Source organism: Paraprevotella xylaniphila YIT 11841 (assembly GCF_000205165.1).
GTDB classification, from domain to species: Bacteria; Bacteroidota; Bacteroidia; order Bacteroidales; family Bacteroidaceae; genus Paraprevotella; species Paraprevotella xylaniphila.
This window is the reverse complement of sequence record NZ_GL883818.1, coordinates 1-26,196: the sequence shown is the minus strand read 5'-3', so window position 1 is coordinate 26,196 and position 26,196 is coordinate 1. Positions and strand designations below refer to the sequence as shown.

The 26,196-nt window shown below is 50.5% G+C and carries 17 protein-coding genes; all 17 read left to right on the top strand.

The features are described 5' to 3' along the window. The first annotated feature begins 12 nt into the window (after nt 1–12). Entirely contained in the window at nt 13–939 is a 927-nt protein-coding gene (locus HMPREF9442_RS02080; RefSeq protein ID WP_008624787.1) for a TPM domain-containing protein, read from the top strand. Between the two features lie 67 nt (nt 940–1,006). Beyond that, nucleotides 1,007–1,573: a LemA family protein gene (locus HMPREF9442_RS02075; RefSeq protein WP_232038518.1), complete on the top strand. Its 567-nt coding sequence runs from the start codon at nt 1,007–1,009 to the stop codon at nt 1,571–1,573. 32 nt (nt 1,574–1,605) lie between these two features. After that, nucleotides 1,606–2,772: an AIR synthase-related protein gene (locus HMPREF9442_RS02070; RefSeq protein WP_040602493.1), complete on the top strand. Its 1,167-nt coding sequence runs from the start codon at nt 1,606–1,608 to the stop codon at nt 2,770–2,772. 225 nt (nt 2,773–2,997) lie between these two features. Further along, nucleotides 2,998–7,818 (top strand): FG-GAP-like repeat-containing protein, encoded by a 4,821-nt coding sequence (locus HMPREF9442_RS02065; RefSeq protein WP_008624783.1) that lies wholly within the window; start codon nt 2,998–3,000, stop codon nt 7,816–7,818. Nucleotides 7,819–7,978: 160 nt separating this feature from the next. After that, on the top strand, nt 7,979–8,923 hold the full coding sequence (locus HMPREF9442_RS02060; RefSeq protein ID WP_008624782.1) for an Rpn family recombination-promoting nuclease/putative transposase: 945 nt from the start codon (nt 7,979–7,981) through the stop codon (nt 8,921–8,923). A 94-nt stretch (nt 8,924–9,017) separates the two neighbouring features. After that, the gene (prfA, locus tag HMPREF9442_RS02055; RefSeq protein WP_008624781.1) at nt 9,018–10,130 is read left to right on the top strand and encodes a peptide chain release factor 1; all 1,113 of its coding nucleotides are present in this window, start codon (nt 9,018–9,020) and stop codon (nt 10,128–10,130) included. 12 nt (nt 10,131–10,142) lie between these two features. Then, the gene (locus HMPREF9442_RS02050; RefSeq protein WP_008624780.1) at nt 10,143–11,912 is read left to right on the top strand and encodes a DUF4153 domain-containing protein; all 1,770 of its coding nucleotides are present in this window, start codon (nt 10,143–10,145) and stop codon (nt 11,910–11,912) included. A 14-nt stretch (nt 11,913–11,926) separates the two neighbouring features. Further along, nucleotides 11,927–12,748 (top strand): orotidine-5'-phosphate decarboxylase, encoded by an 822-nt coding sequence (pyrF, locus tag HMPREF9442_RS02045; protein WP_008624779.1) that lies wholly within the window; start codon nt 11,927–11,929, stop codon nt 12,746–12,748. 228 nt (nt 12,749–12,976) lie between these two features. Beyond that, nucleotides 12,977–14,026 (top strand): UDP-3-O-(3-hydroxymyristoyl)glucosamine N-acyltransferase, encoded by a 1,050-nt coding sequence (lpxD, locus tag HMPREF9442_RS02040; protein ID WP_008624778.1) that lies wholly within the window; start codon nt 12,977–12,979, stop codon nt 14,024–14,026. 6 nt (nt 14,027–14,032) lie between these two features. Then, nucleotides 14,033–15,418 carry a bifunctional UDP-3-O-[3-hydroxymyristoyl] N-acetylglucosamine deacetylase/3-hydroxyacyl-ACP dehydratase gene (locus HMPREF9442_RS02035; RefSeq protein ID WP_008621132.1) on the top strand — a complete coding sequence of 462 codons (1,386 nt, stop codon included), beginning with the start codon at nt 14,033–14,035 and terminating at the stop codon, nt 15,416–15,418. 10 nt (nt 15,419–15,428) lie between these two features. Then, complete coding sequence (gene lpxA, locus HMPREF9442_RS02030) at nt 15,429–16,202, top strand: acyl-ACP--UDP-N-acetylglucosamine O-acyltransferase (protein WP_008621133.1); 774 nt, start codon at nt 15,429–15,431, stop codon at nt 16,200–16,202. 15 nt (nt 16,203–16,217) lie between these two features. Further along, nucleotides 16,218–16,766, top strand: coding sequence for an IS1096 element passenger TnpR family protein (locus HMPREF9442_RS02025; RefSeq protein WP_008624776.1), 549 nt, complete (start codon nt 16,218–16,220; stop codon nt 16,764–16,766). A 3-nt stretch (nt 16,767–16,769) separates the two neighbouring features. Further along, entirely contained in the window at nt 16,770–17,675 is a 906-nt protein-coding gene (gene miaA, locus HMPREF9442_RS02020; RefSeq protein ID WP_008624775.1) for a tRNA (adenosine(37)-N6)-dimethylallyltransferase MiaA, read from the top strand. A 56-nt stretch (nt 17,676–17,731) separates the two neighbouring features. Next, nucleotides 17,732–20,155: a transglycosylase domain-containing protein gene (locus HMPREF9442_RS02015; protein ID WP_008624774.1), complete on the top strand. Its 2,424-nt coding sequence runs from the start codon at nt 17,732–17,734 to the stop codon at nt 20,153–20,155. 10 nt (nt 20,156–20,165) lie between these two features. Beyond that, complete coding sequence (locus HMPREF9442_RS02010) at nt 20,166–22,178, top strand: tetratricopeptide repeat protein (RefSeq protein ID WP_008624773.1); 2,013 nt, start codon at nt 20,166–20,168, stop codon at nt 22,176–22,178. 85 nt (nt 22,179–22,263) lie between these two features. Further along, entirely contained in the window at nt 22,264–23,262 is a 999-nt protein-coding gene (locus tag HMPREF9442_RS02005; protein ID WP_008624772.1) for a glycoside hydrolase family 43 protein, read from the top strand. 40 nt (nt 23,263–23,302) lie between these two features. Then, nucleotides 23,303–26,092 (top strand): glycosyl hydrolase, encoded by a 2,790-nt coding sequence (locus tag HMPREF9442_RS02000; protein WP_008624771.1) that lies wholly within the window; start codon nt 23,303–23,305, stop codon nt 26,090–26,092. Nucleotides 26,093–26,196: the final 104 nt, after the last annotated feature.

The window sequence follows — 26,196 nt, the reverse complement described above, 5'->3', positions numbered from 1 at the left end:
ACAAAGTGTGTCATGAAGAAAGCTTTTTGTCTGTTCCTCTTATTCCTTGTATGCCGGAGCGTACAACTCCTGTATGCCGGTACGTATACGGTGGACAACCTGCCTATGGTTTATTTGCAGGACAAGACCAAACACGTGGTCAATCCCGATGGAATCCTTTCCGCACAGGCCGTACAGCAAATGGACAGCCTGCTATATCGGTTGGAAACGGAGAAGGGCGTACAGTCCGTGGTAGCCGTAGTGGAACGTATCGAAGGAGGAGAATGCTATGATTTCGCCATTACATTAGGTAACAAACTCGGGGTGGGCAACCGGCAAAACACGGGTCTCATCATCTTGCTTTCCACACAAGACCGCTGTTACCAGATATTGACCGGAGAAGGGTTGGAGGGCACGCTGCCCGATGCCATCTGCCGCCGGATAGAAAACCGGCGAATGGTGCCTTACCTGAAAACAGGAGACTGGGATACCGCCATGCTGCAAACAGTGACTGCCGTCTGCGGTGTAATCCATGGCGACGACAGTCTGCTCCACGACGGGTCGGGGCAACCGACCGGCACAAAGGGATATGGCTTGATGTGGCTCGCCTTGGCCATTGTCACGGGCGGGTTCCTGATTTCCATTTATTCCAACCGCAAACGGAACACATGTCCCCGATGCGGACATAGCCCCATGCACCGCACGAATTCCCAAGTCCGGGTTGACCGGTTCCAAGGCATAGAACATCACACGGTCTATTACCGCTGCCCGAAATGCGGGCATACCGTATCCCGTTCCCATGACGAACCGTTCGACAACGGCACCGGCTTTGGAGGTTTCCCTCCCGTGGCAGGACCTTTCCATCGCGGATTCGGAGGCGGAGGTTTCGGAGGTGGTTTCAGCGGCGGAAGCTTCGGGGGAGGCAGTTTCGGAGGCGGAGGAGCCGGTGGAAAGTTCTGACCGACACACAGATTTCGAATCAAACACCTATTTATATATAAGGAAAACAATGAAAACAAAGAAATGGATGACCGCCGCCATAGCCATGGTGTGCATGGTTCTTTTGAACAGTTGTTCATACAACAAGATGGTAGAGAAAGACGAAGCTGTTTCTACGGCATGGAGTAACGTGGAAACGCAATACCAACGCCGGGCTGACCTGATTCCGAACCTGGTGAGTACCGTAAAAGGCTATGCCACGCACGAAAGCAGCACGTTGGAAGCCGTAGTAGCCGCCCGTAGCAAAGCTACGCAAATCACCGTGGACCCGGCGAACCTGACCGCAGAAAAGTTGGCCGAATATCAGAAAGCCCAAGGTGCCGTGAGCTCCGCCCTCGGAAAACTGTTGGCCGTGACGGAAAACTATCCGCAACTCCGTGCCAACGAGAATTTCTCGGAACTGCAAGCCCAATTGGAAGGAACGGAAAACCGCATCACCGAAGCCCGTAAACGTTACAACGAGGCCGTACAAGACTACAACGTCCTGATACGTAAATTCCCCAACAACTTATTTGCCGGAATGTTCGGATTCAGCAAAAAGGAAAAGTTCGAGGCATCCTCCGGTGCATCGGAAGCCCCGAAAGTAGAGTTTTAATGACAGACAATCATTCAAAAACATATAGTGATATGAGTAACCAACGTTACATGATGCGCGGCGTGTCGGCAGCCAAAGAGGACGTACACAACGCCATCAAGAACATCGATAAGGGTATCTTCCCGCAGGCATTCTGCAAGATTATCCCCGACATTCTGGGCGGTGACCCAGAATACTGCAACATCATGCACGCCGACGGAGCCGGCACGAAATCTTCGTTGGCCTACGCGTACTGGAAAGAAACGGGCGACTTGTCCGTATGGAAAGGCATTGCGCAAGACGCGCTCATCATGAACACGGACGATTTGCTTTGTGTGGGTGCCGTAGACAACATCTTGGTGTCGTCCACTATCGGACGTAACAAAATGCTCATCCCGGGCGAAGTCATCAGTGCCATCATCAACGGTACGGACGAACTGCTGTCCGAGATGCGCAAGATGGGTATCGGCATCTATGCCACAGGCGGCGAGACAGCCGACGTGGGCGACTTGGTGCGCACCATCATCGTGGACTCCACCGTGACATGCCGCATGAAACGTAGCGACGTCATCGACAACGCCAATATCCGTCCGGGAGATGTCATCGTGGGACTGAGCAGTTGCGGACAGGCCACCTACGAGAAGGAATACAACGGCGGCATGGGCAGCAACGGGCTGACCAGTGCACGCCACGACGTGTTTGCCAAGTATTTGGCCGAAAAATATCCCGAAACCTACGACAAGTCCGTTCCGGAAGAGTTGGTCTACAGCGGCAGTTACCGGCTGACCGACCCGGTGGAGGGTGCCCCAGTCAATGCCGGCAAGCTCGTCCTGTCCCCCACCCGTACATACGCTCCGGTGGTGAAGAAGATGCTAGACGAGATGCGTGCGGACATCCACGGCATGGTACACTGCACAGGCGGTGCGCAGACCAAGGTGCTCCACTTCGTAGGTGAGAATTGCAGGGTGGTCAAAGACAACATGTTCCCCGTACCTCCCTTGTTCAAGGCGATTGCCAAGGAAAGCGGTACGGACTGGAGTGAAATGTACAAGGTGTTCAACATGGGGCATCGCCTCGAAGTCTACCTAGCTCCCGAACATGCCGGACAAGTCATCGCCATAGCCAAGAGTTTCAACATCGACGCACAAATCATCGGACACATCGAAGAAGGACCGCGTTCACTGACCATCAAGAGTGAATTCGGCGAATTCAACTACTAAGGAAAGGGAGCTTCATTTCCTTTTTCCTCCAACCTTATCCGGACAAGCCACCTGCTTGCCCGGATTTTTTTGTTCAATGCGTAAAAAACTGGATTCATTCCGTACAAAATACTGTTTACGTATTGAACTACATGTTTTTATCCCTTAATTTTGAACCACTGCGAAAACAGCAGAAAAACGCACATCTGAAAGGAACAGTTCGATAAAACATAAAAACCAACCATTATGAGAACGACTACTTTATTCACCCTTGCCACATGCCTGGCATTTACAGGCATACGCCCCATCGCGGGACAAGAACTTACGCCTCTGGATAGAACCCCGCCTACCCTGAAGAGCATGTATTATGATGTGAACGGGGACGGAAAGATGGAATATCTCGACACAGAAAACAACAAGGAACGCTTCACTGCATGGTTTGCCTTGGACGGCACGGTGGTAGAGCGCGTGGCAGACGACGTGCTTACCATCGACCATCTCCTCGAACTGAACGGGGACGGCAAACCGGACTTCATCGCTTCCGACGGAAACGACACGAAGATGTACCTGAGCCAATCCGACGGAAGCTACAAAGCCACAAGCTGCCCCTCCTTAGGCAGCCAACTCACCCAAGCAGACCTCAACCGGGACGGACGCATGGACTTGGTATTCTTTAAACGGATACAAAGTTGGCCAACCCTCTACGCCCCGTATATCCTGTTGCAGACAGCGGACGGATTCCAAGAAAAGCCTCTCCCTATCGTCACGGATGCCGACGAGTTGGAAGGCATGGACTACAGTAGCGGAGGAAGCGGCATGTTCCGCGTGGACAACACCATATTCAGTGGCGCGTGGATTCCCGAACGCGGCACGTCATACGCCCAAGAAAGCGACCGCATGCAAGCCTTGGATTTGAACGCCGACGGCTACCCCGACCTCTTCTCACCCAACGGCGCGGGCTTCATCTCACTGCCGGACGGACGTTACTACACAGCTTCCATGGGCACGTCGGTCACTGCCTGCGAGGTGAACGGCGATGGCCTGACGGATTACGTGCTCTTCGATGCAAACACGGGCGACGTGAACCTGATGCGCAGTACACCGTCAGGGTATGAGACGGAACGACTCACCAACAACTCCAACCTCACGGATGTGCAGGTTTGCGACCTGGACGGTGACGGCCATCAAGACCTTCTACTCACCATAGACAAAACCAAACAAACCACCTACGCCTTCATCATCTTCCTGCGCAACCAAGGCGACGGCACGTTCAAGAAGTCGGAGCAGGGCATGGAAGGCGAATACACCTTTCACGAGGTCGCATATCTTGACGGAAAACCGGGGCTGACGGCTGTGAAAGAAGTCACGAACACCCAAGGCTACTTACAATATGACTTCTATTTGTTCCAATGGGACGCGAACTTCAACCTGAACGAGACCATGCTTCTCCCCGAAGGTTACATGTTGTCCAACAAAGAAAATCCTTTCATAACCGACTTGAATGGCGATGGAAAACCCGATTTCCTCATCACCCCCAACAATATGGAACATTATCTCTACACTCCGGAAAACGCTCAACCTGCCACAGTGGCCGCCCCGGAAGCCCCGACCTGTGCCGTGGACGCGACCACCGGACTGATTCGGGTGGAATGGAAAGCACCTTCGCAAGAACCGGGACTCACGTATGAAGTCCGAGTAGGCACAGCCCCGGGACGTGGCGACATCGTGCAGGCGCAATCCAATGCCGACGGAAGCCGCCGCACGTTCGCCAATGGCAATGCAGGCTCCGCCACCTACCTGATGCTTAATGCCGGGACGTGGCCGGAAGGCACTTACCATATTGCCGTACAGGCCATCAGTCCGGACGGCATCGGCAGCGCGTGGAGCAAAGAGACCTCGTTTGAAAACCATCTGGTCAGCCCGGCCTTCACGGCTTCGGTCAACGAGTTGAGCACAGCGGACACCTTGCATATCGCACCAATTTACGCCCGTGAAGGCGCGAACTACCAATACAACCTGCAACCCGACGGACGCATCGTCAGCCAAAACGCAGATGGGTCGGCCGACATCTCGTTCGAGAGTTTCGGACAGAAAACCGTTACCCTCTCGCTCGACGGGCACACGTTTACGCAGGGCGTACAGGTAGTCCCGTTCCGCACGGAAACCAACGAAGACGGCTACAGCGGCAATGTGTTCGACCTCAACCAGGACGGATGGGCGGAAGGATTCTCTGAAAGGTTCTACACCAACACGCAAGGTACGTTCAAGGAACTGATGAAGTCGTTCAACACCGACTTGAACATCAGCCACGGCGGCTATGTGGTCGACTTCAACCGGGACGGACGGCCCGATATCTACAGCAACTACCTGAAAGTAAGCGACCAACAAAAAAGATTCTTGCTGAATGACGGCGACATGGACTTCCATGCCTACGAAGGGGAGATTTGCCTCAACACGTCCAACAGCCCGATAGGACAATATAATTACCTTACACCCATCGGTGACATGGACAACGACGGACGCGTGGACTTCATAGAGAACACCCTGATGTACAAAAATACCGCAAACGGCGTGTGGGAAGAGAAAAAGCTATACAGCGGTGAGGAATACATCGAGCCTGTCGCCGTGGCTGACTTCAACCGCGACGGTTATTTGGACATCGTGGCTGCATACCGTTGGGACCGGGGTACCCCCATCTATCGTCAACGACTCTACCTGAACCAAGGCGATTGGAAGTTTGAGGCACACGAGCTACCCACACAAAGCAGTTCGCTCACTCTTGTCGGCATCGCCGACGTGAACGGGGACGGACGACCCGACCTGATTTATAATGATTATTACAAAGACATATATTATGCCAACCTCTGCGATGCGGAACTCCGTTTCACGGAGCGTATCACCCTGCCGGGGGAACCGACCGTGGACCTGAACCATGACGGCCTGCCCGAATATGTGTCGGCCACCAACCCTGACAGTCTCATTTTCCAAGACAAAGACGGGACACTGACCTACATGGAGAATATCGTATCCGGTTTGTCACTCGAACTCATCCCCGGCAACATCGGTTCGTCAACGCCTTCCGGTTCTTATCTCGACGTGGACGGCGACGGCACACCTGACTACAGTGCCTATACCCGTATCCGTTCCTCGTTCAAGAACACCGTGCCCACCGTGCCGCAAAACGTCTACGCCAGCCAGACGACGGACGGCCTGACGATATATTGGGACGGGGCGACGGACAAGGAAACACCCACGCACAGCCTGCGCTACAACCTGAGCGTGAAGAAGAAAGGCGCATCGGGCGAAGGAGCTTACGTCATCTCACCCCTGAACCTGACCGACAACAAGGCACAGACGGGCGAACCGGGCTATGTGCATTACCGCACGGCCACGCGCTTCACCATCCCCACCACGGCCTTGGAAGCCGGACAGACGTATGAAATACAAGTGCAGGCGGTGGACGCATGGAACGCCCACTCGGACTTCTCGCCCGTCTACGAGTACACGGCACAGGCCGTATCGCTCCTGAGCCTGCCGGGCAAGGGACGCGTAAGTTGGCCCATCCCGTTCGAGACCACCATCTTGGGCAGTCCGCAAATCGACACCGACGGAGGCGTGATAGACGGGAACACCATCAAATGGAGCACATCCGGACTGAAGACCGTCACCCTGACCGTGGACGACATCGTGAGCCGCGCGCAAATCGAGATACTCGACCTGCCAGGCATGACCATCGACCTGCCACAGCAAATCCTGGCCGGCGCTCCCGTACAGGCCACCCTGCCGGAACACCTGCTCTCGTCCGAGGTCGCCTTTGAAATCCTGCGCGACGAAAGCGTGGCATTCATCCACGAAGAGGGACAGGCCGAAGCCACGTTCATCTTCCCGGAAAGGGACGGTTCTTACGACCTGAACGTAAAAGCAACCGACGACGTGTTCGGCACAATGTATCAGAACACCCGTGTGGAAGTGACAGGCAGCGGCTTTGTGCCCGTCATCGGACAAATAGGCACCGACGAGGCTACCGGATGCAACCGTATCAATTGGAACATCCCCACGGAATTGCCTGCGCCCCTACAACCGGGGACGGTACGCATCTACCGCGAGACGGCTGTGAGCGACCGTTACGAACTGTTGGGCGAAGTCCCGATGGCGGACGGAAGCTATGTGGACAAGACCTCTACCCCAACCTTGCTCTCGCAGCGTTACTTCATCACGATGGCCACGAACTACGGCGGCGAGAGCCGGAGCAGCGCGGTGCATGCCAACGCCCACCTGATGGTGAACCGCGCCATGGGCCACGACATCAACCTGAGTTGGACCCCATACGAAGGACGCGACGTAATACAATACGTCATCCTGAGCGGCCCGTCGCCCGACCAGCTCACCGAACTTACCTCCGTATCCGGCCATACCCTGAGCTACACCCATGCACGGACTTCGGACGAAGCCACATATTACGCCTTGGCCGTACGCTTCGACGCGCCGCAGAAACGGGCTTCAACAGACGATGCCCGCAACCGCTCCAACGTGGTTTGCTCCGCCGATGCCTTTGACGTCACCATGGCCCAGAGCGTGGTCATCACTTCGCAAGAGGCAGAATTGAAATTAGACCAAGAACAACCGCAAATACACCTGCAAGCGGTCGTTCTGCCGATGAGCACCACGCTCAAACGCGTACAATGGAGCGTCGTGGAGGGTGAAACGTTGGCCACCGTCGCACAAGACGGCACGGTAAGCCTGAAAGACAATGCCACAGGCGGCCAAGTGACGGTGGAAGCCGCAGCCACAGACGGTTCCGGCATACGCGAAACCGTAACCCTCACCGCAGCCCCCTACACCGACATCGCTCCGGTGGAGGCAGAAGAGGTACGCATCTACGTGACCGGTGGCGTCATCCGCATCGAAGGCATACGTTCCGCCACGACCTTACGCCTCTATAACCTACAAGGCACGTTGCTCCACCAGAGCGAAGTCTCGGGCGACACGCAAATTTCCACTTCCGGCCTCCGGGGCGTCTACATCCTGCAAGCCGGACGCAAGACACAAAAACTGATGTTACGATAAACCCATGTTTCGGAAGAGAGGGGGCAGTCCGGTTTACGGGCGTTTGCCCCCTCTCGTTTTTTATCCTCCACCCGCAAGGAGTTGACAAAAAGACCAACATCCCCTTGGTTTTCAATTCTTTTTTGTAACTTTGCCTTGATTACTGTCAAAAGCGAAAAATATGGCAAGATTCATCAATCCCTTTACCGATGTCGGTTTCAAGCGCATCTTCGGGCAAGCCATCCACAAAGAATTGCTGATAGACTTCCTGAACGACTTGTTAGTAGGAGAAAAACGGATAACGGACATCACATTCTTGGACAAAGAGCTGTTGCCGGACTTTTCCGGCGACCGGGGTGTCATCTATGACATATATTGTACGAATGAAGACGGTGAACAGTTCATCGTGGAAATGCAAAACCGTGAACAGACCTTTTTCCGCGAACGGGCTTTGTACTACCTCTCGCAGGCCATCGCCCGGCAAGGGGAACGGGGTGCCGATTGGAAATTCAATCTGAAAGCTGTATACGGCATCTTCTTCATGAATTTCCAAATGCCCAATTTCCCAAACAAGCTCCGCACGGACATCGTCTTGTCCGACCGAGATACGAACGAAGTGTTCTCCGACAAGCTCCGTTTCATTTTCCTGCAACTCCCCTGCTTCACCAAGGAAGAAGATGAATGCCAAACTGATTTTGAACGTTGGATTTATGTACTGAAAAATATGGAAACATTTCAAAGACTCCCATTCAAAGCCCGTAAATCGGTGTTTGAAAAACTGGAACAAATCGTAGACATCGCTTCGCTCAGCAAAGAGGACCGCATGAAATATGACGAGAGCATCAAGGTGTACCGTGACCACCTTGTCACGCTCGACTTCGCCAAGCAAGAAGGATTGGAACAGGGGATACGGCAAGGAAGAGCAGAAGGAATGGCTAAAGGAATTGAACAAGGAATGGCCAAAGGAATTGAACAAGGAATGGCCAAAGGAATCGAACAAGGTAAAAACGAGGGGGAAATGAATGAACGCCTTAGGAATGCCCGGCGCATGAAAACCAAAGGATACCCCATCAGTGATATTGCCGACATCACCGGCCTGAGCGCGGAAGAAATCAATTCGTTATAAAATCCTTTTCGGCTTCGTCCTCCTATTATATTGTCGCGGCCTTTTACGTCCTTTCATTTTTTCTCAGTATCTTTGCAGCCGGAAACTTGATATTATGGCAGAAAACAATTCTATATTAGACAAATTGGAGGGGCTGGTAAGCCGCTACGAGGAGGTGGGCACTTTGATTACCGACCCGAATGTGATCAGCGACCAAAAACGCTACGTAAAGCTGACTAAAGAATATAAGGACTTGGGCGATATCATGAAAGCCCGCAAAGAATATATGGACAGCCTGCAAACGTTGCAAGACGCCAAGGAAATGCTAGCCATCGAAGACGACCCGGAAATGAAGGAGATGGCGCGCGAAGAAATGGCGGCCGCTGAAAAACATATCCCCGAAATGGAGGAACGCATCAAGTTACTCCTCGTCCCGGCCGACCCGGAAGACGACAAAAACGTCATTATGGAGATACGGGGAGGAACGGGAGGAGACGAAGCCGCACTGTTCGCAGGCGACTTGTTCCGCATGTACACCAAATACTGCGAAATGAAAGGTTGGAAGATTGCTATCTCTAGCTTTACGGAAGGAGCTGCGGGCGGCTTTAAAGAAATCATCTTCAGCGTAACGGGAGAAAAGGTGTACGGCACGCTGAAATACGAATCGGGCGTACATCGCGTACAACGCGTACCGGCTACGGAAACACAAGGCCGTGTACATACTTCGGCCGCAACGGTGGCCGTACTGCCCGAAGCCCAAGAATTCGACGTGGAAATCAACGAGGGCGAAATCAAATGGGACACTTTCCGCTCCAGCGGCGCAGGCGGACAGAACGTGAACAAGGTGGAATCCGGCGTACGTGCACGTTATCTGTGGAAAAACCCCAATACGGGAGAGACCGAGGAAATCCTGATAGAATGTACTGAAACGCGTGACCAACCCAAGAACAAGGAAAGAGCTTTGGCACGCCTGCGCACGTTCATCTACGACAAAGAACACCAGAAATATATCGACGACATTGCCAACCGAAGGAAGACAATGGTGTCCACCGGTGACCGTTCGGCCAAAATCCGTACGTACAACTATCCGCAAAGCCGTATCACCGACCACCGCATCGGCTATAACATGCAGAACCTGCCTTCGTTCATGGACGGCAATATCCAAGACTGCATCGACCAACTGACCGTGGCGGAAAATGCCGAACGGATGAAAGAAAGCGAACTCTAAACGGTAAAGGACATGAAAAAGTTTTTCACCCGGCAGATTATCATAAAAAGCGTCGAGCTATGCTTGAAACGTTTTCCGGTCACGGTCGGCTTTACAGTATCGCTCGCTGTTTTCTTATTAGTAGTATGTTGGGGGAAAGACGAGTTGTTCACGGAACGTCAGACTTTCACCATTAATTATTATCTGACTGTAGGAAGTTTGCTCTCTCTCTCCCTTCGCCTATGGGGAGAGGAAGTGAAACGTAAACGTATCGTATACATCGCCAACGCGCTACTCCATTTGCTCCTATTAGCGGACGCCGGATACTTGTACCTATTGCCGGAAGACTTTCCTTTCTTGGAAACAGGACTTGCCCACGGTTCCGCCCTGACAGCTTTGGGATTAAGTATCTTCACACTTCCTTTCTTCCGTGAAAAAGACGATATTGCCTCATGGAATTTCACCCTGCAACTGGTATCCCATGCCGTTACTTCATGGATAATCGGCGGTATCATGTGCGGCGGCCTCTGCCTGCTGACAGCATCCTTCTCCGGCTTATTCGGTTGGGAAGTAAATAGTAACTTCTATACCACATGGCTCATTGTGTTTTGCCTGACCTTACCCTCATTGCTGTTTTTAGGGCAAATCCCGGCCGGAGAAGCCAAACACGACCGTACCGGTTATACTTCTGCATTCCTCAGCAAAGTGATCCGCTATCTGTTCCTTCCGTTATTGGGATGTTACTTATTGGTACTTTATGTCTACGCATTGAAGATTCTCGTCCAATGGCAATTGCCGGACGGATGGGTTTCCTGGTTAGTCATCGCACTGACTGCGGGTTGCATCGGAGTAGAATTCTGTATGTACCCTTCTCTCCGCCAAGGACTTTCACGTTTCGAGCAACGTGTGGCGCGTGGGTTGCCCATCGCCATCCTGCCCCTGTTAGTACTGATGACTATCGGCATCGCCAGACGATTCAACGATTACGGCATCACGCTCAACCGCCTGTACCTTCTGACTCTGAACATCTGGTTTTACATAGTCTGTATCGGCTTATTCATTCTACGGGCACGGCGCATTCAATGGATTGCCGTGTCGTTTGCCGGCATCTTTCTGCTCACCTCCGTACTTCCGGTAAATTATGCCCGACTCACCCACCGTTACATGTTCCAAGCCTTATCAATCCAAATCCAAACATCATATAAAGGGGAACTCCCCATGGACGAAGAGCAATATCTGGACTGGCTGGCATCGCTTCCGCGAGAAACAGCCCGACTTACTAACAGCCGTCTCAAAATACTGGATTATACTTTCAAAGACAAAGAAATTCATCGTCTTGTCGCTCCCGACATCAATTATTGGGGAGCGGAGAAATGTATTAAAGAAAACTCCGAAGTGCATTTCAGTCAAAAGAAAAATGGTACGGAAATCATTGCAAAAGGGACATACCTCCATTTTGAGGCGTCATCGCCATCTTCTGTCAAAATGGAATTAGACACCGGATATTCGGAACTGGTCGCATATCATAAGAGCGAAGACTCCATCCCTTGCAAATATTGGAAAGGAGAAGTCATGCCCATAGAACTTACCGACGGGCATCAAGTGATAGACACAATATACGTCCACCCGTCCGACATCCGGAAATGGAGTGCCATGGATACGATTCCTCCACAAAAGTTCATCGGCAGGCAAAAAGACAATCTTTTTATCCTCACCGACTTCTCCCTATCCGGATATGCAGGAGACAAGAACCTGAACTTTACTTATTCCGGTTATTATTTTATTCAAAAGAAAACGAACTAAAAAACATATACGACATGAACAAACAAGAGCTTTTTGAGAACATCAAACGGAAAGAATCTTTCCTGTGTGTGGGATTGGACACTGACATTCAGAAAATCCCCTCGCACCTGCTAAAGGAAGAAGACCCCGTTTTCGCCTTCAACAAAGCCATCATCGACGCTACCGCACCTTATTGTATCGCTTACAAGCCGAATCTGGCATTTTATGAAAGCATGGGCGTAAAAGGCTGGCTCGCATTTGAAAAGACGATCCAATACCTGAACAAGAACTACTCCGACCAGTTCATCATCGCGGATGCCAAACGGGGAGATATCGGTAATACCTCGGCGATGTACGCCCGTACTTTCTTTGAGGAAATGCAACTCGATGCCCTGACAGTAGCTCCCTATATGGGCGAAGACAGCGTAACCCCGTTCTTAGGTTATGAAAACAAATGGGTCATCCTTCTGGCTCTGACCAGTAACAAAGGCTCGCATGACTTCCAGTTGACCACCGACACAGAGGGCGAACGTCTGTTTGAAAAGGTCCTGCGGAAAAGTCAGGAATGGGGCAACGACCAGAACATGATGTATGTAGTGGGTGCCACCCAAGGACGCATGTTTGAAGACATCCGCAAAATCGTCCCCAACCACTTCCTGCTCGTGCCGGGCATCGGTGCACAAGGAGGCTCATTGGAAGAAGTCTGCCAATACGGCATGAACAGCACTTGCGGCTTGATAGTCAACAGCAGCCGGGCCATCATTTATGCCGATTCCACAGAAAGCTTCGCTGTCGTAGCCGGTGAAAAGGCACGTGAAGTGCAACAACAAATGGCAGTGCAATTAAAAAGGCTATAAGCACTGAGCAACCATGTTTTATATTTGACAGCCGTCTGGGAATCCAAATCCGGACGGCTGACTTTTATAAGTCCCCATCCATATTTACACACCCTTTCCTACACGTCTTGACTACGGGGAAAGGTAGCTTAAATCAGGCTTGCCGTTTATTTTATTATCTCAAAATATAGTGTAATTCGATTTTTTTTGCGAAATTTGCAAAATTAGTAATGACAATAACTAAAGACCATGGAATTTACCGCTAAGCAGATAGCAGAATTCATACAGGGTTCAGTTGAGGGAAATGAAAACGCATCGGTACATACTTTTGCCAAAATAGAGGAAGGTGTACCGGGAGCCATATCGTTTCTGTCCAATCCTAAATACACTCATTATCTCTATGACACACAGTCCAGTATTGTATTAGTGGACCGGAATCTTGAATTAGAAAAAGAAACCCAAGCCACGCTGATTCGTGTGGACAATGCATACGAGGCCGTAGCCAAATTATTGGCTTTGTATGAGATGAGCAAGCCCAAGAAAAAAGGCATTGATTCATTGGCATATATCGCACCTACGGCTCAAATCGACGGAGACTGTTACATTGCCCCTTTTGCTTATATCGGTGAAAACGTGCATATCGGTAAAGGTACACAAATATATCCCCATACCACCGTGTACGATAATGCTTCGGTGGGCGAAGACTGTGTACTGTATTCCAATGTTTCGGTATATCACGATTGTAAAATCGGCAATCGGGTCATTTTGCATGCAGGCTGCGTAATCGGTGCGGACGGCTTCGGTTTTGCACCGACCGAGAACGGCTATGACAAAATTCCGCAAATCGGAATCGTAACCATAGAAGACGACGTGGAAATCGGTGCCAATACTTGTGTGGACCGTTCTACAATGGGATCCACGTTCGTACGCCGAGGAGTCAAGTTGGATAATCTGGTCCAAATTGCCCATAACGTAGAAGTCGGGGAAAATACGGTGATGTCAGCCCAAGTAGGCGTGGCCGGTTCTACTAAAATCGGGAAATGGTGCATGTTCGGCGGCCAAGTGGGTATCGCAGGGCATGCGGTCATCGGTGATGAAGTCAAATCCGGTGCCCAAGCCGGTATTGCCGGGAGCATACGCAAGGGACACGTTACCGTACAAGGTTCTCCTGCCATTGAAGCTAAAAATTTTGCACGTTCAAGTGTTGTGTACAAAAAACTGCCTGAGATATATGCGGATGTGAACCATTTGAAAAAAGAAATAGAAGAATTAAAAGAAATACTGAATAAGAAGAAATAAAGAGCTATGCTGAAACAGAAAACATTGCAAGGAAGTTTTTCTTTGTGCGGCAAAGGATTGCATACAGGTCTGAATCTGACCGTTACATTCAATCCTGCTCCCGAAAACCACGGATATAAAATACAACGAATCGACCTGGACGGGCGTCCCATTATTGACGCCGTAGCCGAAAATGTGGTAGAAACCACACGCGGCACCGTCTTGGGACGAGGAGAAGCCCGTTGCAGTACAGTAGAACATGCCTTAGCTGCTTTATACGCCATGGGAGTGGACAACTGCCTTTTGCAAGTCAACGGCCCTGAAGTTCCTATTCTGGACGGAAGCGCGGAAATTTACGTGGAGAACATCAAACGTGTAGGCATAGCCGAACAGAACGCAGTCAAAGACTATTATATCATCCGTAAAAAGTTGGAAGTCAAAGATGAGGAAACCGGTTCTTGCATTACAATCCTACCGGATGAGCAGTTCAGCATCACGGCGATGATTTCATTCAATTCCAAAGTTCTTTCCAGCCAATTTGCCACTTTGGACAACATGGAGAATTTCGAATCTGAAATCGCCCCGAGCCGTACTTTCGTTTTTGTTCGTGAAGTAGAACAACTGATGGCCGCCGGTCTTATCAAAGGCGGAGACTTGGACAACGCTATCGTGATTTATGAGAATGAGATGTCTCAAGAAAAGTTGGACAAATTGGCCGACAGTATCGGAGTTCCCCATCACGATGCCACAGAAAAAGGATATTTGAACCATAAACCTCTGGTATGGGAAAATGAACCGGCACGCCACAAACTGCTCGACATTATCGGCGACATGGCACTGATCGGCAAGCCCATCAAAGGGCGTATCATCGCTACCCGTCCCGGACATACTATCAATAATAAGTTTGCCCGCCTGATCCGCAAAGAAATTCGGGCACACGAAATACAGGCTCCAGGCTACGACTGTAACGAACCGCCGGTAATGGATGTCAATCGTATCCGCGAGCTTCTCCCCCACCGTTATCCCATGCAACTTGTGGATAAGGTCATAGAACTCGGGCCTACGACCATCGTAGCCGTTAAAAACGTAACAAGCAACGAACCGTTCTTTACCGGACATTTCCCACAGGAACCGGTCATGCCCGGTGTGCTGCAAATCGAAGCCATGGCTCAAGCAGGCGGTCTTTTAGTGTTGAATTCCGTAGATGAACCGGAACGTTGGAGCACCTACTTCTTACGCATAGACCAAGTAAAATTCCGCCAAAAAGTGGTTCCGGGAGATACCCTCCTTTTTAAAGTAGAACTATTGGCACCGGTACGTCACGGCATCTCGTCCATGCGCGGTTATGTGTTTGTGGGAGAAAGCATCGTGACCGAAGCCACATTTACTGCACAAATCGTAAAAAACAAGTAAGATAGAATTTATGAGCAAAATAAGTCCTTTGGCTTTCATAGATCCGGAAGCTAAAATCGGTGAGAACTGCGAAATCGGCCCGTTTTGTTTCATTGACAAAAACGTGGAAATAGGCGACAATAACGTGTTGATGAACAGTGTAAGCGTACTATACGGAGCACGTATCGGCAACGGCAATGTCATTTTTCCGGGGGCTGTTATCAGTGCCGTGCCTCAAGATTTGAAATTCCGGGGAGAAGACACCACAGCCGAAGTCGGCGATAACAACAAAATCCGTGAGAACGTAACAATCAACCGTGGTACGGCGGCAAAAGGCAAAACCTGCGTAGGCAGTGGTAATTTGCTGATGGAAAGCGTACATGTAGCCCATGATGCTTTTGTAGGAAACGATTGTATCATCGGCAACGGTACCAAATTGGCCGGTGAAATCATCATCGACGACCACGCCATCATCAGTGCCAACGTTCTGATGCACCAATTCTGTCGCGTAGGCGGATATACGATGGTAGGCGGAGGTACACGTTTCAGCCAAGACATTCCACCTTATACTATATGTGCACGCGAGCCGGTTGCCTATTGCGGTCTGAATCTTGTCGGATTACGACGGAGAGGCTTCAGCAACGAACTGATAGAAAACATACATAATGCTTACCGCATTATTTACCAGGGAGGCGTACCTTTGAACGAAGCCTTACAGAAAGTACGGGAAGAAGTGCCTGCCAGTCCGGAAATAAACTATATCATCGAGTTCATCGAAAACTCCAAAAGAGGATTTGTCCACTAAATATCATAAAAAGCCATGGTATACCGTTTTACCATTATCTCTAATGAAGTAGAAGATTTTATCAGAGAAATCAAAATAGATGCCGAGGCCACCTTTTACGACCTGCATCAGGCCATATTGTCTTCGTGCCACTATGCAGACAATGTGCCTACTTCTTTTTTCATCTGTAACCAAGAGTGGGAACAAGAACAGGAGATTCTGTTGGAAGACATAGGCACAAGCCGCTCGGATGAAGACCTGTATTTGATGAAAAAGACACGGCTCAACGAGCTATTGGAAGACGAGAAACAACGTATGGTCTATGTTTTCGACCCGTTGGACAACCGCATGTTTTTCATTGAGCTGACTGAAATCAGTTTCGGAAAGACGCAGGAACAGCCGGTATGCAGCCGAAGCCATGGCGAAGCTCCGCAACAATCCATGGATTTGGAAGAGTTTCTGAATAAGGAGACCACCAAACCCTCGGAAGATTTAAACGAAGATTTCTACGGAAGCGAGAGCTTCGACACGGAAGAATTCGACCCAGAAGGATTCGAAATCAGCGAAGGCAACCCTTATCATTGATTCATGAAGCCTCGACTTGTCGTATTGATAGGACCTACGGGAGTGGGCAAAACAGAACTCAGCCTTTCGTTGGCTGAGTTTCTTCATACTCCTATTATCAACGCGGATTCACGGCAACTATTCCGTGACCTGCCTATCGGAACCGCAGCACCAACTGAAGCGCAACAACAGCGTGTCAGACATTATTTCGTCGGCACACTCGGGCTAACGGACTATTATAGTGCGGCACAATACGAAACAGACGTACTTCGTTTGTTGGACGGCCTCTACTCCCAACATCCATACGCCCTACTGACAGGTGGAAGCATGATGTACATCGACGCGGTTTGCAAGGGTATCGACGACATTCCTACCGTAGACGAAGAAACCCGCCGCCTTATGTTGGAAAGATACGAAGAAGTAGGACTGGAACAGCTTTGCAAAGAGCTGAAACTGCTCGATCCGGAATACTACAACCTCGTAGACCACAAAAATCCCAAACGTGTCATTCACGCATTGGAGATATGCTACATGACGGGGAAACCTTATTCAAGCTTTCGCACCAACCAACCCAAGGCACGTCCGTTCGACATCCTTAAAATCGGATTAAGACGGGAACGGGAAGAACTATACGAACGTATCAACCGGCGCGTGGACCAAATGATAACAGACGGATTAGTGGAAGAGGCACGGAAAGTCATGGCCTATAGGCATACCAACGCCCTCAATACCGTAGGATATAAGGAAATATTCAAATACATAGACGGTTCCTGGACTTTGGAAACATCTGTGGAGAAAATCAAACAAAACACCCGCATTTACTCACGCAAGCAAATGACATGGTTCCGCCGCGACGAAAGCATTCATTGGTTTCATCCGGATGAAACGGAAGCCATAAAAAAACTCATGGAAAAAGAGATTATGCCATAAACTTTTTCTAAATTTGCTCCTATTAAACATCATTCAACCTACATAAGTCAAATCACATGAGTCGCATTCTTCAAAAGACAATCCATTGGTTGAAAAAGGCCGGAAGGGGATTCACCAACCTCTATCGAGGCCCTTGGTACAAGAAAACCGTGGTATGGGCCACCACCTGTGTCCTATCGGTTATTTTACTTCTCATTGCCGTTGACCTCAACTTTCTCTACCTGTTCGGGAAGTCTCCCGGATTTAAAGACATTAAAAATCCGGTCACTAATGAAGCGTCCGAGATATACAGTGCCGACAGTGTACTTATCGGCCGTTTTTTCAGCGAGAACCGAACTCCGGTCGAGTACGAAGATATCTCCCCCATTATCATCCAGACCCTCATCGATACTGAAGACGAACGTTTTTACCGTCACCATGGTATAGACTTCCAAGGGCTTTTCGCAGCGGTAAAAGACATCGCAAGCGGACGTGCCCGCGGTGCCAGTACCATCACCCAACAACTGGCCAAAAACCTGTTCCGAGTACGCACACAATACTCAACCGGCCTTTTAGGCAAAATCCCCGGGGTGAAAATCTTAGTCATGAAAGCCAAAGAATGGATTGTAGCCGTAAAACTGGAAAGAATATTCAGCAAAGAAGAAATACTCACCATGTATTTCAACACCGTGGATTTCGGCAGTAATTCATTCGGCATCAAGACAGCATGCCGCACATACTTCAACACGACTCCCGACCAACTGACCTACGAACAAGCCGCCACACTGGTAGGCTTATTGAAGGCGACATCCAGCTATAACCCGAAGCTCAATCCCAAGAACAGTACCAAACGACGTAATGTGGTACTGACCAATTTGTATGACCACGGGCATATGGTCATCAATGGACACAAAGCCACCCGTGCACAACTGGACTCTCTCATGGCATTACCTATGATAGTCAGCCCGCGCAAAGAAGAAAGCAGTTATGACGGTATCGCACCTTACTTCCGTGCGACCCTGCCGGAGTACATCGACATGCTGTGCAAGAAAGGCGCGATAGCCGGCATAGATGAAGAAAACAAATTAGACCTCTATGCCGACGGTCTGAAGATATACACCACATTGGACACCCGTATGCAAAAATACGCGGAAGAGGCTGCCATCCAACAAATGGAGGTACTCCAACAACGTTTCAAGCAACATTGGGGCAACACAAACCCGTGGCAAGACGAAAGACACCGGGAGATTCCAAACTTTATCGAGGACTTAGCTAAAAAAACGACAGCATACAAATATCTCGAAACCCGTTTCCCCGATCAACCGGACTCCATCGCTTACTATCTGAATCTGCCCCACAAGGTCAAGGTATTCAGTTACGACGGTCCGAAAGAAGAAGAGATGAGCACCATGGACTCCATCCGTTATATGGTCAAATTCCTACATTGCGGTTTCGTAGCCATAGAACCGGACAGCCGCCAAGTCAAGGCATGGGTGGGCGACATCGACTTTGGCTCGTGGAAATACGACAAAGTCACCGCCATGCGCCAACCCGGTTCAACCTTCAAACTCTTTGTATATGCAGAAGCGATGAACCAAGGACTGACCCCCTGCGACACCCGTATCGACGAATGGCAACAGTACCCGGACACGGTAAACGGAGAACCCACGAAATGGACTCCCCATAACGCCAACGGGACTTTCTCTGGGGCTGCGATGCCGCTTAAATCGGCTTTTGCACAGAGCATCAATAGCGTTGCAGTCAAGTTGGGGTATGAACTGGGTATCCACAACGTGGCACAAACCGCACATGCCATGGGAATTGAATCACCGCTGCACGAGACTCCGTCGCTAAGCTTGGGTTCCTCCGATGTCAATCTGTTGGAACTGGTCAACGGCTACTGCACGGTCATCGACGACGGCAAGATGAATCCGCCCATTCTTATTACTAAAATTCTCGACCGCGACGGCAACATCATCTATGCAGCAGAACTGGAAGAGCAACAGGCAATCCCATACCGTTCCGCCTTCTTTATGCAGCGGCTTTTGCGGGGAGGCCTGACTGAGCCGGGCGGAACTACGGCTGCCCTGTGGAGCTACATCCACCCGGTACTGAAATACACCGATTTTGGAGGTAAAACCGGTACATCCAACAACCATTCCGATGCCTGGTTCGTGGGCGTAACGCCCAAGTTAGTCGCAGGAGGATGGGTCGGAGGAGAATACCGGAGCATACACTTCCGTACCGGAGCCTTAGGACAAGGCAGCCGGACGGCCTTGCCCATATTCGGCAACTTCATCCAAAAGGTTCTGTTGGACGACCGCTTCGCCCAATACCGTGCCAAGTTCCCGAAACAACCGCTCGAAGACATAGACCCCACCACGTACACATGTGAAAGCTATTACGCGCCACAAGAACCGGATTCGATCACGGCATCCTCAGATTCATTGGGCATAGCCCTTCCGGGGGATTCTTTACGCAACGACTCCTTGACACCATAGCCCCAAAGACTTGAAAGAAGAACTCGAAATAGACCTTCAGAATTCTGAATTCCAGAACACGCTGAAACTCATACAGTTTACCCGCAACTCGCTTTTCCTCACAGGCAAAGCCGGTACGGGTAAGTCCACTTTGCTGAAATATATCTGTAGCCACACACGGAAGAAGCACGTGGTATTGGCACCGACCGGCATAGCAGCCATCAATGCCGGAGGCAGCACCCTGCACAGCTTTTTCAAGCTCCCTTTTCATCCGCTCCTGCCCGATGACCCACGATTCAGTTTCCGCAAACTGAAAGAGTTCCTGAAATACAATTCTGCCCACCAAAAGTTAGTGCGTGAAACAGAACTGATCATTATCGATGAAATCTCAATGGTACGGGCGGACATCATCGACTTCATCGACCGTATCCTGCGCCTCTACAGCCGTAACCTCCGTGAACCGTTCGGCGGAAAGCAGCTATTGCTTGTCGGGGACATATTCCAACTGGAACCGGTTGTCAAAGCGGACGAACGCGAAATCCTGAACCGTTACTACCCTACGCCTTATTTCTTCTCGGCCAAGGTGTTCCAGGAAATGAGACTGGTCTCCATAGAACTAAAGAAAGTGTACCGCCAAAAAGATGCCGCTTTCATCGCCGTACTCGACCATATCCGTACCAACCAAGCCGGAAATGCTGACTTGCAACTGCTCAACAGCCGTTGGAACCGGACGAACGACGACAAGCTGAGCCATGGACTGAATATCACCTTAGCCACCCGGAGGGACAACGTAGATTTCATCAACCGCCGGAAACTATCCGAGATAGACACCCAAAGCACACTCTTTAAAGGCGAAATACAAGGTGAATTCCCGGAAAGTTCACTCCCCACGCTGATGGAACTGGAACTTAAACCCGGCGCACAAGTCATTTTCGTCAAAAACGACCAAGACAAACGTTGGGTAAACGGAACTTTGGGTACCGTTTCGGCCATAGACGAGAAAAACGGCCATATCTACGTCATCACGGAAGACGGAACCGAAATGGAAGTCACCCGCGAGATATGGAGCAACGTGCGCTACACTTACAACGAACAAGAAAAAAAGATAGAAGAGGAAGAACTCGGCATCTTCCGGCAGTTCCCCTTGCGGTTAGCTTGGGCCATCACCATCCATAAGAGCCAAGGACTGACTTTCCGTAAAGTGACCATTGATTTCACCGGCGGTGTCTTCGCCGGAGGACAGGTATATGTAGCCTTGAGCCGTTGTACCTCATTGGAAGGTATATGCCTGAAAAAGGAAATATCCCGTTCGGATATTTTCGTCAAGCCCGAAATCATCAGGTTCGCCCAACAATTCAATGACGAAAAGGCTATCGAACAGGCCATGAAGAAAGCCAAAGCCGACATCGAATACCAAGCCTGCGTGCAGGCGTTCGACCGCGATGACTTCCGCGAAAGCCTCGACCACTTCTTCACAGCCATACACAGCAGGTATGACATCGAAAAACCGGCTATCAAACGGTTCATCTGCAGCAAGCTCAATATCATCAGCCGTCTCAAACGCGAGAACGAACAGTTGAAACGACAAATGACAGTCCAACGCAAGCAGATGCAGCAGTACGCCCATGAGTATTACGAACTGGGCAACGCTTCCATCCTTCAAGCCCACAATCTGAGAGCCGCTTTAGCCAATTACGATAAGGCCCTGTCGCTCGACCCGTCGCATGTAGACGCATGGATACGCAAAGGCGTCACATTGCAAGACCATGGGGAATACGAAGATGCACTCCAATGCTTCAACAGAGCCGCCGAACTCAGCACGGCCAATTTCAAAGTACACTACAACAGAGGGAAGAACCACTTGCTTTGCGAACGTACCGAACAGGCTGTCGCCGATTTCGACAAGGCAGTTTCCCTTAAACCCGAACACGCTAAAGCCCATGAACTTTTCGGAGACGCCCTGTCCCGTTCCGGCAAGGAAGAAGAAGCAGCCATCCATTGGGCCATTGCAGAAACGCTTCGGGAAAAGCGCAAGGGGCGTTAATCTTAGTTAATAAGCAGCCGGTTTGCGCACACAAATAAAGCTATTTTCGTACATTTGACTGTTTATTAACCTATTCATATTCAACATGAGAAAAAACCTAAAGACAGTGTTAGGCATTTGCCTGATGTGTGCAGGTGCTTTCGCAAGCGCCACAACCCTCCAAGCCAAAAAGAAAGTAGCTTACCTTTTTACCTATTTCACAGGTAACGCTCCCGAACAGGAACAAATCTGTTATGCCATCAGCACGGACGGGTTCAGCTATACTCCGTTGAATGACGGTAACCCCGTCATTTCCTCCGACACGATTTCTCTAAAAAAAGGCGTACGCGATCCTCATATCCTGAGAGGCGAAGACGGCTACTTCTACATGGTAGTCACCGACATGCGTTCCAGTCAAGGATGGACTTCCAACCGGGGTATCGTGTTGATGCGCAGCAAGGACATGGTCAACTGGACACACCACACGGTAAACTTCCCTGAAAAATACGCCAACACGACGTTCGCCAACGTCATCCGCGTATGGGCGCCGCAAACCATATACGACAAAAAGGCCAAAAAATACATGGTGTACTTTTCTATCCTGACCGACGACGGACAGTGCCCCTACGACAAGGTCTTTTGGGCATACGCCAATGAAGATTTCAGCGACCTTGAAGGAGAGCCCAAAGTCCTGTTCGACTACAAGAAACCGTCCATCGACACGGACATCGTGCAAGACGAAAACGGCACCTATCACATCTTTTTCAAAACCGAAGGCGAACAGAAAAAAGGCATCCGCCAATATCTGGCCAAAGACTTGCACAATCCGGCAGAATGGGAACTGTTGCCCGGTACGTTCGAAGACACCGACAAGGCAGTGGAAGGTTCCGGCGTGTTCCAACGGATAGAAGGAGACTGGGTCCTGATGTACGACTGCTACATGAACGGGCACTACCAGTTCTGCACCAGTAAAGACCTGATGAAGTTCAAACGCGTGCAGGATACGGCCACTCAGGGAGCGTTCACTCCGCGCCACGGCACGGTCATCGCCATCACCCAAAAAGAGTTGGAACGCTTGCAGAAAGCTTTTCCAAACACGAAATAAACAAAAGACCAACCAATTATTTTAAAACCTATAGTAAATAATGAAAACGCAACTATTAACCTTTGCACTGGCTCTCACATTAAGTCAGACCGCCATTGCCAAAAACACGACCCAGAAGATTGACAAAGTGACCTCTTCCGTCACCGTGAGTGAGGACGTGGACTACATCGTCACCGGAACGACCCCTTTCAGCACGACCGGAAGCATCAACATCACCAATACGGAACATGCCGTCGTGATTCTGGAGAACTTGCGTCCGAGCGAGGCTCTCGGTTACCTGTCTTACATCAAGATTAATGGGGAGCCGGCCGTTAACGATGAAAACTGCCAAGTGAAGATGTACGCCCACGGAGCCATCATCCTGCCTTACGACAAGGACTTCAAACCCCTGACCGTATACTCCGAACCCGACTTCGGTGGCGAATCCGTCAACGATTTCGGGTTGGAAAATTCCAATGGCTACATGAATACCCTTTCTACCGCCAAGCTCAACAACCGCATCCGGAGCTTCAAGCTGAAAAGGGGGTACATGGTGACTTTCTCCAACAACCCCTCCGGACGAGGATACAGCCGCTGTTTCATCGCTGACCAAGAGGACTTGGAAATAGCCTCACTGCCTTTGGAACTCGACCACAGGATTTCCTCCTACCGCGTGTTCAAGTGGCATAATTTCCAGAAAAAAGGTATTGCCAGCGATGCAAGCGAAGAAATCGTCAATACCCTCAAAGTCACTTGGTGTTACGACTGGGGACAGGGCAATGCCGACCGCGAGCCGGACTGCGAATGGGTTCCCCATCACATCTATGAAGACTGGCCTTCCGTATCAACATGCGGTAAAGTGACCCAATCCTGCCACATGCAGACCAACAACGAACCGGGCAACAGTGCCGACGACCACCCGCAAAGCGTGGAAACCGTACTCAACAACTGGGAAAACCTTATGGCTACCGGCATGCGCCTGTGTTCCCCTTCGTCCCACGACGGAAGCCTCTCATGGCTACAAGAGTTCATGACGGAAATCGACAAGCGCGGTTGGCGTTGCGATATCCTCGACATGCACTGTTATTGGCCAGAATGGAACCTGAACAACCAATTACAGGATTATTATAACAAATACAAACGCCCTATCTGGGTCTCGGAATTTGTTTGGGGGGCTTCGTGGAACAATAACGGAATCTTCGCCACAGACCGTTCTTTCTCGAAAGAAAACCAACAGAAAAACTACGACGTGATGAGCCAGGTGCTCACCAAGTGGAACGGTTTGGACTATGTGGAACGTTATGCCTATTGGAACAGCGAAGCCGATTGCTCCAAACTCTATAAATATGGCACGGGGCTTTCCATCTTGGGCGAGTGGTATGCCAAGATGAATTCGGGCATGGGTTACAAAAAATCCTACGAGTTCGTGCCCAAGGTGGTATACAGCACCCCCTCGGAACTTACCGTAGAATACACCGAACGCACGCGTAAGTTAGCCATTAACTGGAACTATAAGAACAACATGGGCTTCACCGATTCCACCCTTCTGGAAGTGTCCATAGACGGGGGCGAATGGCAGACCCTGCAAAAATATGAAGGTCCGGACAAGACATCCTATACCTACAACGAAGTCTTCCCCGAAGATTTCAAACGGGGTATTTACACCTACCGGGTGCGCAACATAGATATGGACGGCAAAGAACGCATGTCGGACGAGGTGCAGCTCTCTTTGGTGGCAGCCAAGGGCGAACCGGGCTTCCAGTACGGCACATTGGAAATCAGCGATACGGAAGAGTTCAATACAGAATTCGATGCCATCGGTGAAGATGAAAAACCGGCCGTCTTCACAGGCTTGCTTTCCTATAACGATTCAAAGGTCGTACCGGTCAATACAGTGGTCAGCGTGCTGAGCGACAAATTCTCCTTCTGGGCCTTCCCTTGGAACGAAGGAGACTACGAACAAACCATCACGGAACCGGAAACCACGGACTTCATGGTACTGCGCAAGGGTGCCCACCAAATCGGCGGCATCACGATGGAAGTGGGAGAAAGTGCCAATAAAATCAAGAACGACACCACGTGGATCAGTTTTGCCACTCCGTTCCCCGAAGGCGTGACACCGGTGGTCATCGCCAACGTCCTGTCACGCTACAAGGCATATCCCTACGTAGTCAAGGTTTGGGACATCACGAACAAAGGTTTCGCTGTCAAACTGGCCCGGCAAGCCGCTGTGGACGAAACGACCAGTACTTTTGCCGGACAAGACATCTTCTACGTGGCAGCTACTCCGGGAACCGCCAAGATGGACGACGGCAAGATATTGACCGTAGGCCGCAGCACGGAAGACAAAGTGGACGGACGGCGTGCCCGTGATGTCAATTTTGTCGATGAGTCCGGCAACGCCGTGGCCTTGTTCAACCCCGTCATGCTGTTTGGGCCGCAGACCAATAACTACGATTGTGCCTCCGTATACCGGATAAACAGTTACCTCACGGACGAGAGCAACGTGGATGTCCAGAACGTGCCCGCCACCACGGGCGTGAAAATCATCCGCCAAAAGGACAAGACCAACGAAACAATCAAAGAAATAGACAACGCCAGCAGCAACGGTGATTTCATGGGTTGGATAGCCGTCAGCACTCCAAAAGAAGGTGAATCAAGCATCCAAGGCACGATTGCAACCGCACCGTTCAAAGTTTCCGTACGCGACGGTCATGTCATCGTAGACGGTACGGACAATTACCGGATTTACGCCATCAGCGGCCAGCAGGTTCCCCGTACGGCCACGTTGTCACGAGGCATTTATGTGGTAAAATCAGGAAGCCACTCCGTCAAGGTAATGGTTCCCTAAACCCTTCACAAGGGTTTCCGCAAGGCATTCAACGGCATTGCTACAATATCAAAAGTTCGCCCCCGAACGGCATCTGAAGTGCCCCCAAAAAGTTGGACGGGTTA